This window comes from Brevibacterium mcbrellneri ATCC 49030 (genome assembly GCF_000178455.1).
Taxonomy (GTDB): Bacteria; Actinomycetota; Actinomycetes; order Actinomycetales; family Brevibacteriaceae; genus Brevibacterium; species Brevibacterium mcbrellneri.
On sequence record NZ_ADNU01000091.1, the window covers coordinates 1 to 13,657 of the forward strand.

Annotated in this window: 7 protein-coding genes and 1 tRNA gene; 4 read left to right on the forward strand and 4 right to left on the reverse strand. The window is 57.8% G+C overall.

Annotated elements, in window-relative coordinates; all coding sequences use genetic code 11:
- The first annotated feature begins 813 nt into the window (after positions 1–813).
- On the forward strand, positions 814–1,896 hold the full coding sequence (locus tag HMPREF0183_RS11650; RefSeq protein WP_050775424.1) for a C45 family autoproteolytic acyltransferase/hydrolase: 1,083 nt from the start codon (positions 814–816) through the stop codon (positions 1,894–1,896).
- Between the two features lie 18 nt (positions 1,897–1,914).
- Here HMPREF0183_RS11650 and HMPREF0183_RS11655 read toward each other — a convergent pair whose 3' ends face one another.
- Positions 1,915–2,841, reverse strand: coding sequence for a hypothetical protein (locus HMPREF0183_RS11655; RefSeq protein ID WP_050775425.1), 927 nt, complete (start codon positions 2,839–2,841; stop codon positions 1,915–1,917).
- 68 nt (positions 2,842–2,909) lie between these two features.
- The gene (locus HMPREF0183_RS12340) at positions 2,910–3,683 is read right to left on the reverse strand and encodes a TetR/AcrR family transcriptional regulator (RefSeq protein ID WP_005886429.1); all 774 of its coding nucleotides are present in this window, start codon (positions 3,681–3,683) and stop codon (positions 2,910–2,912) included.
- 135 nt (positions 3,684–3,818) lie between these two features.
- Between HMPREF0183_RS12340 and HMPREF0183_RS11665 the strand changes: the two genes are divergently transcribed.
- Entirely contained in the window at positions 3,819–6,647 is a 2,829-nt protein-coding gene (locus HMPREF0183_RS11665) for an MMPL family transporter (RefSeq protein WP_005886431.1), read from the forward strand.
- Entirely contained in the window at positions 6,647–9,280 is a 2,634-nt protein-coding gene (locus HMPREF0183_RS11670; protein WP_005886433.1) for a YhgE/Pip family protein, read from the forward strand. Before HMPREF0183_RS11665 ends, HMPREF0183_RS11670 begins: the two co-directional genes overlap by 1 nt.
- Positions 9,281–9,387: 107 nt before the next feature.
- Here the strand turns inward: HMPREF0183_RS11670 and HMPREF0183_RS11675 are convergent, their stop codons facing one another.
- Positions 9,388–11,331, reverse strand: coding sequence for an FAD/NAD(P)-binding protein (locus HMPREF0183_RS11675; protein ID WP_005886435.1), 1,944 nt, complete (start codon positions 11,329–11,331; stop codon positions 9,388–9,390).
- The gene (locus tag HMPREF0183_RS11680; RefSeq protein WP_156798291.1) at positions 11,331–12,959 is read right to left on the reverse strand and encodes an LCP family protein; all 1,629 of its coding nucleotides are present in this window, start codon (positions 12,957–12,959) and stop codon (positions 11,331–11,333) included. Before HMPREF0183_RS11680 ends, HMPREF0183_RS11675 begins: the two co-directional genes overlap by 1 nt.
- 604 nt (positions 12,960–13,563) lie before the next feature.
- On the opposite strand from HMPREF0183_RS11680, the gene HMPREF0183_RS11685 reads away from it, so the two are divergent.
- Positions 13,564–13,652: transfer RNA gene (locus HMPREF0183_RS11685), tRNA-Ser, on the forward strand.
- The last annotated feature ends 5 nt before the right edge of the window (positions 13,653–13,657 follow it).

Genomic DNA, 13,657 nt, shown 5'->3' on the forward strand with positions numbered 1-13,657 from the left:
CCCTATCCTCCGCGTAGGGCCCCGGTAGTTCATTGAGCTACCGGGGTTTTTGCTTGTCTGGCCAAACGGCGCAAAGCGAGCGAAACTACGCATCATAATGGGGTTAATGCTCAAAATGTGTGTATGGGTTGGGCGTGTCAGGTGGTTTTCTCTACACTCCAAGTTCATTTTTCTCGAGGGTTGTAGAGTAACTGGCCGATTTTGGCCCAAAAACGTGAACAAAACGAACAAAAAGGGTGTTTACTCTACAATCCTGTTCGAGGGTTGTAGAGTAAACGGGTTCTGGGTGGCTACAGTAGGCAGATTCGACTGGAGCCACTTACGCTTTGGGGTCGAGGTGGCCGCACCTGTTCGGGGCACTCTGCTGGCCGTGGTGGTCGGTGCATTACTGTCATCAGTTCGGGAGAGAAGCTCTAGGGTAAAGGTCCGGGGTGTGAACGATGACGCGACACATGAGCAGAACGATGTCGTGACACACCTGCTGGCGGGTTCATGTGACTAAAGGTGAACGATGTCCTGAACCAGACGCCGCACTCACGGCGTTGTGAAGTCTCGGGACATCGTTCACTCGATGTCTCGAGATTTTTGTGTGGTGAAGTGCGGGCTATACCTCCCAGTTACCCACCACAAGACAATGGTTTTGGACTTGCTGTGTTGGGTAAACGGCTTCTGCGCGGGTGGTGCGCCGTTTCGCCTTGGCCGTTTCCATGTATGGTGGCCAGAAAGCGACAGGCTCTACGGGCTAAAGACCTTACGGACTATAAGCCCTGCAAGCTACACGCACTGCAGACCCAAGTGGCACCGGGAGGATCAATGAAGAAAAACCAACCGCACCTGGTTCGAACCGAGACGATCTACGTAGACGGTACAGAACCTCGGCAGCGCGGAATGGCCAGAGCCTCGCAAATCGCAGCACACATCCGCGCAACTGTGCGCGCGTACAGCGAGCTCTACTCCGCACAAGGAATTTCCGAAACAGATGCCACTGCAGCCGCGCGCGCATCCATGGACGCGATCCGCAACTGGGACCCCGACCAACACCTCGAACTTCTGGGCGTAGCCGCCGGATCCGGTATCACCGCGGCAGATCTGGGTCTCATCGTGGGGCGAACCGAAATTCTCACGCTGGCAAAAGAACAGCCACAAGAATGCAGCACCGTGACTTTCCAACAGCCCGGCCGAACCATGTCGGCCCAAACCTGGGACTGGAAACCCGAACTGGTGCGCAACTGGCACTTCCACCGTGTCGCGGCCCTGCCCGGCGGCCAGTCCTACGCAGGTTTCGCAGAACACGGTATGACCGGGAAAATCGGCCTTAACTCCGCTGGCCTAGGTGTCCATTTGAACATCCTCAAAAACACTGACGACGCCTCCGGCGGTGTGCCCATCCACGCGGTGCTCGCCCGGATCCTCAGCACCGCCAGCTCAGTTGACGAAGCCATCAGCATCGCCAAGGACGCGCCCACCTCGGCGTCCTCAATCATCACCGTCCTTGACCGCGACCGGGCCGTCAACATGGAAATCAATCCACACCAAGTGGCGCTCAACTCACGCGACGGTTGGGCACTGCGCACCAACCACTTCGCATGCCCCAGCCAAGCGGACGGCGCGCAACTGCTGACCCCCGACTCCAACACGCACGACCGCATGGACTACCTGGAGGCGGCGACCACCTCGGCGGGGGAACCACACGACCTGGACGACATGCTGCAGGTTCTGTGCTCACCGCTGGAAGATGGCCTGGTCAGCGTGCTCCCGGATCCAGCCGCACCCAACAAAGGCGCCACACTGGTGACCGTGCGCATCGACCCTGCCAACCGCCGCATCGACCTGAGCCCAGGCGCGCCCCAGTTCGCATCGGACATGACCGTGAACTTCACGGTCCCGCAGAACTAGGGCTGCAGGCTCGCAGGGCTAGGCGCCCGCCCCCGCTCCGTCCACTTGCGAACGCAGAGCGCCCAAGGCCTCGGACGGTGCGTGGGGGTCTTTGAACGCCGAGGTGAGAATCGCCCACGGGACCACGTCCACCTCGATCTGGGAGAAGTGGACGAACGGCTGCTTCTGTCGCGGGTCGTCGGTGTCGAATCGAGTTCCGTAGCGCCACGCGCCTTTGCCTTCCCGGCGGAAAGTTTCGCCGGCAAACCGCAGGGCGCCCTGAATGTAGAAGTCTGACCTGTCAGCGAGCATTTCGTCCACCGTTGAGTACCGGGCAACAAGTTGCTTGCTCAGTTTGAGCAGGCCTTCTGTGCCAAATGTCCATTCGTGCGGCGTGGCCTGATCCTGAACCCACGCGGCAACTCCGGACTCCACCGTGGGGAGGAACGTGGCCAAGAAGCTACGTTCTTCTTCTTCCAAAGGCGCCTCAGCCCCACCGTCAGCAGCGTCATCCACAGCTGAACACGAGCGCCGCGGCCCGTCCTCGCCAAACTTCTCCAGCTCTTGCGCATAGCGACTGACAAACACTTGCCCGTTGCGTGCTTGCAACGCGGTCATCACCAGGCCGATCATCGAAATCGGTTCACCTTCACAATCCCCGTCCGGCGAATCGGGGCGAATAAACGGGAAGCCTTCGCCCACTTCGCCGGATTCGTCGTAATCCCACGCGCCTCCGAGCCCACGCAGGAAAACCTCGCCCACATACCGCATGAGGTTTTCTGTGAACTTCTGGTTTTCCGGTGCCACTGCCACCGCGGGAGACGCCAAGGCAGAATTGGCGAACGCTTCAATCCACGGGAGCGAAGCAGGGGAGAGGTCTTTACGGAACTCGCGCGTTTCGTCGTTCTCAAGCGTCACCGATTCGGGTAGGTCAGACTCGATGAACGAGGTTAGTCGCAGGGGCATGCTTGACATGAAGGCCGAAAATTCATTCGCGTGAACACTCATGTTTTCAGCCTAACGGTCTTCTGCCCCTAAAACTCCACCATCATGCTGAGCAAGTCCAAAACGGGTCCCAGTTCGCGTTCGACCGGGTGCAAAAGCGAGTGCTCCGGCAATTTCGACGTGTCGAACTCTGCTCCAGGCTGGCTCATGATCTGGGCAATCAGTTCGCTAGCGTCCGGCGTGGGTGCAAGCTCCACCGCCCGAGGTGGAATGGACTGGCGCGCCGTCCGAATGTCGGTTGCGGCGAGGTGTTGAATTGCGGTTTGGGTGGGGATTGTGGTGCGTGCGCCGTGCCGTGAAAGGAGCTGTTCAACTTCGACTCCCACGGCCCGCACCTGCGCGTTCTGCAGCTCAAGGTAACGTTCGCGGACGTCGGGGTTGCGGATTGAGTACAGCTCGATTTCGGCTTCCGTGATGGTCCACGCGACCGAGGTGGTCCAACCCAGGCGCTGTGTGGCGAAGGCGGTCTTGGCGGACTGGTGCAGGTTTGTGAATCGGCAGTGCGGGTCCGAGGTGTTTGTAGCCCGGTCTGTTGAGCATGTGTCTTCCGTGGTTGCGATGATTCCGCGGATTCCGGCGATCGTGTGCTCCACGGCACAGTCAATGAGATTGACCACCAATTCGTCGATCGATGTGAAGTTCGAGTAGAACGCCCCACGCGTCATGCCTGCTTCTTCGCAGAGTTCTTCGATGGGCGTGCTGACGATGCCACGGCGGGCGAAAGCGATCACAGCGGCCCCCAGGAGGCGGTTGCGTGTGCGCTGTCGACTGGCGGTTGGTGCTACGTCAGGGTGGAGGGTCATCGGGCTCTTTCTGAGTGATTCTTCAAAACACTAATGTATTCGATACAGTATTGTATCGACAGTAAAACTTAAAGTTCACAAACAGTGGTTGAGCCCGTCTGGCTTAATCTCCCTCATGCAACCGAAAGCGAATCTGTGTCTTCTTTTCTCTATGGATTAGGTCGCGCAACATACCGGCACCGCCTTGTCACGTCCGGTGTGTGGCTGCTGATCATCGTTTTAATGGGTGCTTTTGTGGGGCTCTTTGCCAACACGTTCGACGACAAGTTCGAACTGCCCGGTGCGGAGTCGCAGGAAGCCCTCGACTCGATGAGACTCACGTTCCCGCAAGCATCCGGCGCGCGCGCAGACATCATCGTGGTGAGTGCCAACAATGAGAGCGTGGACCAGGGGATATACAAGAAGGAGATCGAAAACGCGGTTGAGCGTCTCGAAGACGTGGAGAACGTTGAGGGTGTGACGTCACCGTTTAGTGAATTTGTCACAGGCAATATCAACGACGATAAGAACGCGGCTATCATCAACGTGTCGTACGATTCGCCGGTTGAAGAACTCACGGACGAAGACCGTGAAACCCTGCAGAAACAGGCAGACGAACTCCGCGACGCGCTTCCTCAAGGATCCACGGTCAGCGCAGGTGGAGAGGTTTTTAAAACCACCAGTGTCCACATTTCGTGGGTTGAAGGTATCGGTGTAGCGATCGCGTTCTGCGTGCTACTTTTCACTTTTGGTTCAGCGCTAGCCGCCGGTGTTCCCCTGGTCACCGCAGTTGTCGGTGTGATTATCGGACTGCTGGGCATCGTGGGGCTCACCGCGTTTTCAACCGTTTCATCGACCGCCCCCATGCTGGCACTCATGCTGGGGCTTGCGGTGGGTATTGACTACGCGCTGTTCATCATTTCGCGTGCCCGCTCCTTTATGCTCGAAGGCCACGACGCAGAAGAATCAGTGGCGCGCGCAAACGCTACAGCTGGTTCGGCTGTGGTGTTTGCAGGTATCACGGTGATCATTGCGCTCGTGGGACTCTCGCTCACCGGAATGCCATTCCTGGCAGTCATGGGATTCGGTGCAGCCGCGACCGTGGCGGTTGCAGTTGGAGTCGCTCTGACTCTTGTGCCCGCGATCCTGGGCTTCATTGGCGAACGCATCAACCCGCTACGCAAGGCCCAAAAGAAAGCTCAAAAGAAAGCGGCTAAGAACCAAGCCAAAAACGGAAAACCTGCTGAACAGACGGAAGTGTCAACCTCCTCGGCGGAAGGTTACAACCTCGCCCAGAAGGAAACGTTCGCAACCAAGTTCTACCGGGGCTGGGTGACGGCCGCGACCAAATTCCCACTCATCACCATCATTGTGGTCGTGGGTGCCTTGAGCGTTTTCGCGATCCCGGCATCTAAACTTCAGCTCGCGTTGCCTGACAACGGGGGTCAGCCGGAAGGAACCCCGGCGCGTACAACCTTTGACTTGATCGACAAAGAATTTGGCCCCGGCCACAACGGACCACTGGTCATGACTGCTGAAATCGTCACCAGTGACGACCCTCTGGACGACGTCGAAAAGATCGAAGATGAGATCAAGAAGATCCCTGGTGTCAAAAAGGTCATCCTGGCCGTACCTAACGAAAATGCAGACACGGCCATGTTCCAGATCATTCCAGAAACAGGTCCCAGTGACCCTGAGACCGAAAAAATCGTGGAAGAGCTCCGCGACATGGAGCCCAAGATCAAAGAAAAGTACGGCTACCAAACCGCAGTGACCGGTGCGACGGCAGTTGCGATTGACGTGTCGGCTCAGCTGGGGCGCGCGCTTGTGCCATTCGGTCTGTTCGTTGTGGGGCTGTCACTTGTGTTGCTCATGATGGTGTTCAGGTCTTTGTGGGTCCCCATCAAGGCCACCGCAGGGTTCCTTTTATCTGTGATCGCCGGGTTCGGTGTGGTTGAGCTGGTGTTCATCGAAGGACACGGCGCAACCGCGCTCAACCTGGATCACGTTGGCCCAGTGATCAGCTTCTTGCCCATTATTCTCATGGGTATTCTGTTTGGTCTGGCCATGGACTATGAAGTGTTCTTGGTGTCGGGTATGCGTGAGGCGTATGCGCACGGAACACCCGCTCGCGAGGCTGTGAAGAAAGGTTTCATGAGTTCGGCGTCTGTGGTGACTGCCGCGGCAATCATTATGTTCTGCGTGTTCGCGGCGTTCGTGCCCACCGGTGAGGCCATCATTAAGTCGATCGCGTTGGGCTTGGCCGTTGGTATTGCCGTCGATGCGTTCCTTGTGCGCATGACCTTGGTTCCAGCCGTTATGACCCTGCTGGGTGAGCACGCGTGGTGGTTGCCCAAGTGGTTGGAACGCATCCTTCCGCACTTCGACGTGGAAGGGGAGGGTCTGTACCACCAGGTGAAGCTGCAGAACTGGCCAGAAACCGACACCGAATACCGGATCTACGGCGAAAACTTGAGCGTGTACGGTACTGGCGGACCGTTGTTTGAGGACGTCAATGTGGCGTTGCAACCGGGTGAAGTTTTGGCCGTAAGCGGCCGAGGTCGTACCGCCTTGCTTTTGGCTCTTGCCGGGCGTGCGCCGTTGGAAGAAGGGGAGCTGAAAGTGGGCGAATACGTTCTACCGGAACAGGCGAACAAGGTTCGCCGTTCCACTCCGTTCTTAACGTTGCGACACAGTGAGGACTCATTGGTGCCCAAACCAGAGTACATCCGCGGATTCATCAAGAGTCTGCCTCCCGTGGTCGTTATTGACCACGCTGATGCCCCGAATGACCACGCCACTGCGAAAGCCGTAAAGAACCTGATTGATGTTGCTGCTGCTCGTGGCTCGGCAGTGATTCTGGGGCTACACAATCCTGACGTTGACTGGATGATCCCCAACGGAATGGACTACACCTTGTTGAACTTGGACGATCACAACCGTACCGAACACGTTCCCGCTCATGCGTTTGGAGGAACACACTAATGCCAATCCTAGAAAGAGCATTTTCAGGGAAGCGAGTAACCCTGTGGTCGCTCGTTGGTCTCATCCTGGTTCCGGTTCTCATCGCGGGTGGCTTTGTTCTGGCTACCCGTGGGGCCGACACCCGTTTTGGCGAGATCAAAGCAGCCATTGTGAACAACGACGACGGAACCGAAATTGACGGCAAACGCGTCCCCATGGGGCGCCAGCTTTCCGCAGCGCTTGTCGACATGGACACGGAAAACTACCGCTGGGTTCAATCGACTGACGAGGACGCCCAAGAAGGCCTTGAAAGCGGAGAGTACGCTGCGGTTGTCACCATTCCTGAAGGTTTCTCACGTGAGGTTCTCTCTACCGCAAAAGACGACCCCATGGACGTCAAGCAAGCGACGATCCGGGTGCAAACATCAGATGTTTCTCCCGTTAACAACGCGGTGGTTTCGCGGGCTCTGATTGAAGCCGCGCGTACCAAGTTCAACTCGGATGTGACGGAAACCTTTTTGGACAAAGTGTTCGTTGGTTTCAACGACATGAAAGACCAAATGCGCACCATGAGTGACGCCGCAGGCGAACTCAACGACGGTGCAGGTCAACTGTCCAACGGGACTTCAGAACTTGCCGACGGGGCCGGCCAACTGTCTAACGGCCTCGGCAAACTCGACGCCAACGGTGGCAAACTCACCAGTGGTGCGACCCAACTTGCCAACGGTGCCGGGGAGCTGTCTAAGGGAGCGGGAGACCTCTCTGACGGGGCTAGCCAACTGTCTAACGGCCTCGGCGAAATGAAGACCAAAACCAAGGACCTGCCTAAGCAAAGTCAGCAGCTTGCTAAGGGTGCAAAGGACCTGTCAGACGGTGTTGAAAAGTACACCGGCGGAGTGGACCAACTTGCTGACGGAGCCGGCGAACTGTCCAAGGGTGTCAACGAGTTCACCGGCAACATTGATGACGTCGTTATTAAGGTCCGCGACTTCACGTCTGAACTTGAAAAAATTGACCTGGATGAACTGCGGAAACTGCAGGACTCCGATGGGCTCAATAAGATCGCAGACAATGAAAAAGACCTGGAGCGTTTCAAAAAGGGCATCGAAAGTCTCAAGAGTGGGCTTTCGGAGTACCAGAAGGAACTGCGCGCTCAGGCGAAAAAGATTGATGCCAGCAAGGTCACCAATCTGAACCAGGCGGCAAAGCTGGGCATTATCACTCAGGACCAGGCCGCACAGATCCGTGGCAAGATCTGTCAGAAACTGCCTGAAGGCACGAAGGACCCAGCATGCGATGTGGTTGAAAGCGCATACGTGTCTGGGCTGGTCAACGGGTATGTCAAAGGTCTGAAGTCCGCAGCTGACGGGCTCGACAAGAAGGACCCTTCGACGGGTAAGTCCATCATTGACGGTTCCGAATCGCTGGACGAAGCTGCTAAGCGCATCAACGACCACGTCACTGCGATTAAGAAGACGCTCGACAAGTACAAGGACATCGACCTGGGTGACGTCGGGAAGAGCTTGGACGAACTGGAACAGAAACTGGATAAGTTCAAGAAGGGCACCGACCAACTGCTGGACGGTTCCAAGCAGTTGCGCAAGGGCGCTAGTGACCTGTCTGACGGGGCGAACAAACTGTCAAAGAACGGCGACAAACTGGTCGACGGTTCACAGAAACTGGCTGATGGAACCAGCAAGCTCGCAAAGGGAACCGGACCGCTGGTAGACGGAATCGGAACAGCCGCCGACGGCTCCAAAAAGCTTTCGGACGGTGCCGTGAAACTTTCCGACGGGGCTGACAAGCTTTCAGACGGAGGACACGAACTGTCCCGAGGTCTCCGCCAGTACGTCTTTGGTGTTTCGCAAGCCGCCGACGGGGCGCAGAAACTCAACACCGGAACCCGGCAGCTGGCCGACGGCGCCGACGAGCTCGCAGACGGAACCGGCAAGTTCGCCGAGGGGATCGAAGAAGGCAAGGAAAAGATCCCTAGCTACACTGCACCGGAACGCGACAAACTGTCCACCGTGGTGTCCGCTGCAATCGACGGTTCGAGCACCAAGTTCGTGAACGGAGCGCTGGCACAAGCCGTTGCACTCATGTTGATCTTGGCCCTGTGGGTGGGCTCGCTCCTTACCTACACGGTGGTGCGCGCAGTCTCAGCGACAGCGCTGACCTCACGCCGAAGCAGCGTAGCGATCATGCTCCGCGGTCTGGTACCCGGCTTGGCTGTTGCGGCTGTTCAGGCGTTGTTGGTTACTGCGCTGGCAGTCCCGGTCATGGACATTCCGGTCTCCAAGGGTGTTCACTTGTTTGCGTTCGCACTGTTTGCCAGCCTCGTGTTCACCGTGTTGAATTTTGCGCTGGTGGGACTGTTTGGTGCTTTCGGTCAGATGATCTCACTGGTCATGATTGTGGTGGCCGTGGCCGCGCACTTGTTCACCACTCCACCTCAGGTGCTCACCGGTCTGGCAGGGTTCATGCCGCCTGCACACGGAATCGAGGGCGCTGTTGCGATTGTGACTGGCACACCCGGTGCCGGTGGGGCATGGGGCACGCTGTTCCTGTGGCTCCTGCTAGGTGTTGGCGCGTCGATTGTTGCGGTTGCGCGCGCCCGGAGCGTGAAGTCCGTAGCGTCTGTCGCCCACGCGTAGACCACGGGTGGATCACGCGGAGACGTCGCGTGGACGTTGAACTGGCGGCCTAGTTGCTCAGAGGGGTAGCTAGGCCGCCAGCGCGGTTAGCGGCCAGGCTGCCAGTCTTAGCGCTCTGTCTCCATGCCGTAAATGCGACGAGCTATCCCGTGAGCGTCGCGCAGGGTCCGAGCATTAGAGTTCGGGTTTGCCGCGATCGCCAATCCTAGTTGTAGCGACGACAGTTGAATCGACATCACGTACCGGTTTGGGTGGACGCGTCCGCGGGAATCGACTGTGCGCAGCGTGGCTCGTTCGACTAACGGGCCCGAGGTGGGCAACAGGGTTCCTTCATCGCTAGTGATCGTTGCGACAGTGAGCTGCCCACGATCCAGCATGGACGTGATCAACTCGTCATCAGCCAACCGAATGTGATTAGTGGGCGAGGCTGCATCGATCAGATTGTGGGCAATGATGTCCCCTTTTACGACCGGCGTCGAGGCGATGAATGCAGGTTCCTCATCACTGGTGTCGATCTTCACTTGCGGGCCAACATACGTCACCAGGCCCGCTTTGCTCAGCGCCAACAACTCAGCGAACCGTTGCGGTGGCGGCCCATCACAGATACCGGAAACAAAAGATTCAAACCAGCCCCGCACCTCGGTCGCAAAGCTGGCGGGACTCACCCGGCCGTCAGCCACAAGTTCCTTCAAGAAGCTGCGCGCAGCCCACAAAACAGCAAAAACTGCTTTGCTCGGAGCCAACTCCGGCCCCGCGTACGCGTCCCGGAGTTCTTGTTCGAGGAAACCGTTGATCCACACTGTCAGCTGGTCCCGGCTCTCAAACTCTTTATCGTTAAGCGGACGCAGAAGCGCTTGCAGATCCAACTGGTGCTCGCGGGGAACCACCGAGTCGAGGACTTCGTGTAGTGCAGGAGCCTCGTGCGTTTCACGCCCCGTCACACGCCCCTGGGTCTCCGCACCCGAGCGCCTCGCAAGGTGCCGGTCGACCGCCTCGGTCAACGCCTCCTTCAACGGGGCCGGGTCACGCAAAAACAACTCCGGCTGGCTGCGGTACAGGGCTGCATACCACGCATACCGCAGATCCGTGAGAATCAACGGCCACAACTGATCATCGAAGTGCAGAAGCTTCCCGCTGGACAATGTGGTGACATTGTCGTCAGTGAAAAACCGCAAAGCGTACGGCTCCATGGGGTGATCAGGCGTCACCGGCTTACACCGGTACGGAATACCCCGCCGTGAACTGGGCGCAAGAACAGGCTCCTTGCCGCTGGGGACATATTCCAACTCCCAGGGCTCGCACCTACCACCACGGTCAGGGGAAGGGGCGCGCGGGACGAAGGCGCCACCTCGGCCGTGGGTCAACAACGCCTGTAAGTCAAAATAATTGAGCCCAAAGCCACGGAAAATGACGGTCTCACCGGCAACAACCCGGTCAACAGGGGTTTCCGCCGGGAGCGACGGCGGGCAGTAGTTCAGACCATTGGCGGTGGCGTAACGCTCCAACTGGATGCGCTCGTCAGTGAGACGGGACGGAATGTGGCCCACACACAACACAACGGCATCGACCGTGACCGAGGTGTCATCGGACAAGCGCACGATCTGGGACAGCTCCACAGGGGAGCCTGGGTCAGCGATACGCAAAGCTTGGGCGCGGTGGACTTCGAAGGTGACGTTTTCCGGCGCATTTTCGCGGACTCGGGTGAACGCGTCAGACAGATATTCGCCGTACAGGGCGCGCGAACAGAACGTTGTGTCAGGGTCTTCTGTGCCGTCTGTGGCTAGGTACCAGTCGCGCATGGACGGGCCGGTGTTCGTGGGGGAGAAATCGCACGAATCATCAGGGAAAATCGTTTGCTCACTGATGGTGGTGTTCATGAGCAGTTCAGGGGACTGTTCCGTGTCCCACACGCGGCCCGGGCCCGGCGCGTACGGGTCGATCACGTGGATAGTGACTGGGTGTTTGTACTGAGGAGCCAGGGCGGTTAAGCGTTCGCACACGGACAGGCCGCGTGGACCGGCACCAATGACAGCGACACTGAGATGCGCCATCAGTGGTCTCCGTGGTTACCTGGCCCAGGGTAGCCGGGCCATGGATCACCGGGGGTGTAGCCAGAGGGATAGCACTTGCCTTCGTCGTCTTCGATGCCAGGAGCGGGAGCACCAGCATCTTTTGTGGGTTCTTCAGTGGGCTGAGGTTTTTCCTTGTCCTTGCCTTTATCCTTGGATTCTTCTTTCTGGCTAGGCTTCTGCGGGTTGATCTGGTCCTTGACCCACTTGTGAAGCTCGTCGTAATCCGGACGATACGTAGGTGTGACTTCGTTGTTGATCTGCGCTGATTTGATTTTGGTGTTCTTCATTTCCCACGCCAGTTCCACAAAACCGCCCAGTTCCTTCTGGTTGATGTCCGTTGCGACATTTTTTGTGGAGGAGTTCGCAAGTTGGGGGAACTTCAACGCCAGTTCTGATGGGTTGGCCTGCTCCAAAGTGGTCTTGAGCATCCGCTGCTGGCGACACATGCGGTCATAGTTGTCTGACCCGTCACGTGACCGCACATACCACAAGGCCTGCATCCCGCTGAGTTTTTGTTCACCGGGGTCGATCCAACCGAAGATTCGGTTCTTCGCTCCAGTGTGCTGGTTTTGACCACCACCCATGGGAATGGGGCGCTCGACGTCAATCTTGACCCCGCCCATTGCATTCACTAGGTCCCGGAAACCTTGCATGTCAACCGACGCCCAGTAGTCAAGCTTGATGTCTAGAGAGCCCTCAACTGCCTGCATGGTTGCCCACATGCCGGTCTCCAGTCCGTGAGTCTCACCTACGGACTCAGCGTTGTCCTCGGCCCACGACCACACTGAGTTGATAAGACTTTCTTCACCCAGTGCGTTGAACCCGTCAGGGAACGTCTTGGCGAGTTTCGAGTCTTCCGGGAAGATGGGGTACGTTAGGTTACGGGGCACAGAAATCAGCGTGCTCTTGCCGTTGCGGGTGTCGATGGAGGCAACCAGCATGGTGTCTGGGCGTGTTCCTGTGCGGTTTTCGCCGTTGTCTCGTCCAATGAGGAACACATTGATGCGGGGTTTGTCAGCCCATACTTGTTCCTTGCCCGTGCCTCCGGGTGCGCCTTCTGGGCCGAAGATTTTGGAGACCGTGTTGCTGGACACTTTTGAGTAGGCGCCACCTACGCCTAAGGGGATCGCGACGATCAGCATGAGCGAGACCACAAGCACGCCTGACAGGACACGCTGCTGGTTCGACATTGTGGCACCACGAGAACTGACAATGTAGGACCGGATGATGATGAGCACCCAGATGACCAGGCCGGCCAGCAATGTGAACGCGAGGATGTTCAAAATGGTGGGGCTGGAGATTACACGGGCGATCACGCGGATTGGTCCGAGAGCCAGGGTCATGATTCCCGTGATAAGAATTCCGGCGCAGAACCCGATGAGCAGGAACCAGCCCAATTTACTGGAACGGTTTTTTCTCACCATTGCTAGACCGGGCAACAGTGTGCCCAAGCTTGTCCAGCCCACCACCTTAGGGAACGCGTCATAACGCTGTTTTGTGTGGCGCTCGCCGTCCGTGGATTTGCGGGTCCTCAGATTGGCTAGGCTTACGCGTGAGTTATTTGCGTGCCGTGGTGACTGCGCGTTGACGTGATCGTTTGCGCGCACCGACTCAGGGCGATTGTGCGAAGCTGGGGGCTCAGGTTGGTGGGTAGTTTGGGGTGGTGTTTGGGTGGGGGGAGTTCGTGGTGAGGGAGGAGTTTGGGCGGGGTGGCGGTTCTCGTTGGCCAGCTGTTCTCGGCGGGTGCGAAACTGGGGTGCGGAGTCGTTGCTGGCAGATGCTGCCCTGTTGTCCGCGTGTGCTGCTGAGTTCTGACCTGTTGAGTTCTGATTGTCAGAGGTGGCATGCTGTCCCCGAAAGCTGGGCCGTGACGAAGCGCGGAACTGCTTGACGGGTTTAGATGTGCCCGATTGAGGTTGTTCCTCGCCTGTCTGCCCCACACGTACTCCTCGATTGACAAAACACAACTCAAATTATTTATGGCTCATTGAGTCCACGAGAATTTTAGTCTCTTTTACTGCAAACTGTATGAACGTGCCCCGTATATATGTATGGCGTTAACTTTGTGGCTGTGGGTGCCGGTCGAGGGCGACATGCGAGCTTGGTTCAGGCGGTGTAGCTGCCTCGCGTTTTGCTCGAAGCCGAGCCCTTGGGTAACCTTTATGTGGTTACGCGCTTTTTGGCCTTGAGCTGACGGGCGTGAAAACAGTTGGAGTCGTGGCTGAGCGGCCGAAAGCACCACCCTGCTAAGGTGGAGTCCCTTGAACTGGGGACCGTGGGTTCAAATCCCACCGACTCCGCGTTG

What these genes read in the sequence shown, in the direction of transcription:
- HMPREF0183_RS11650 (WP_050775424.1), top strand. Translation starts at nt 814, where the DNA reads ATGAAGAAAAACCAACCGCACCTGGTTCGAACCGAGACGATCTACGTA.
- HMPREF0183_RS11655 (WP_050775425.1), bottom strand. Translation starts at nt 2,841, where the DNA reads ATGCCCCTGCGACTAACCTCGTTCATCGAGTCTGACCTACCCGAATCG.
- HMPREF0183_RS12340 (WP_005886429.1), bottom strand. Translation starts at nt 3,683, where the DNA reads ATGACCCTCCACCCTGACGTAGCACCAACCGCCAGTCGACAGCGCACA.
- HMPREF0183_RS11670 (WP_005886433.1), top strand. Translation starts at nt 6,647, where the DNA reads ATGCCAATCCTAGAAAGAGCATTTTCAGGGAAGCGAGTAACCCTGTGG.
- HMPREF0183_RS11675 (WP_005886435.1), bottom strand. Translation starts at nt 11,331, where the DNA reads ATGGCGCATCTCAGTGTCGCTGTCATTGGTGCCGGTCCACGCGGCCTG.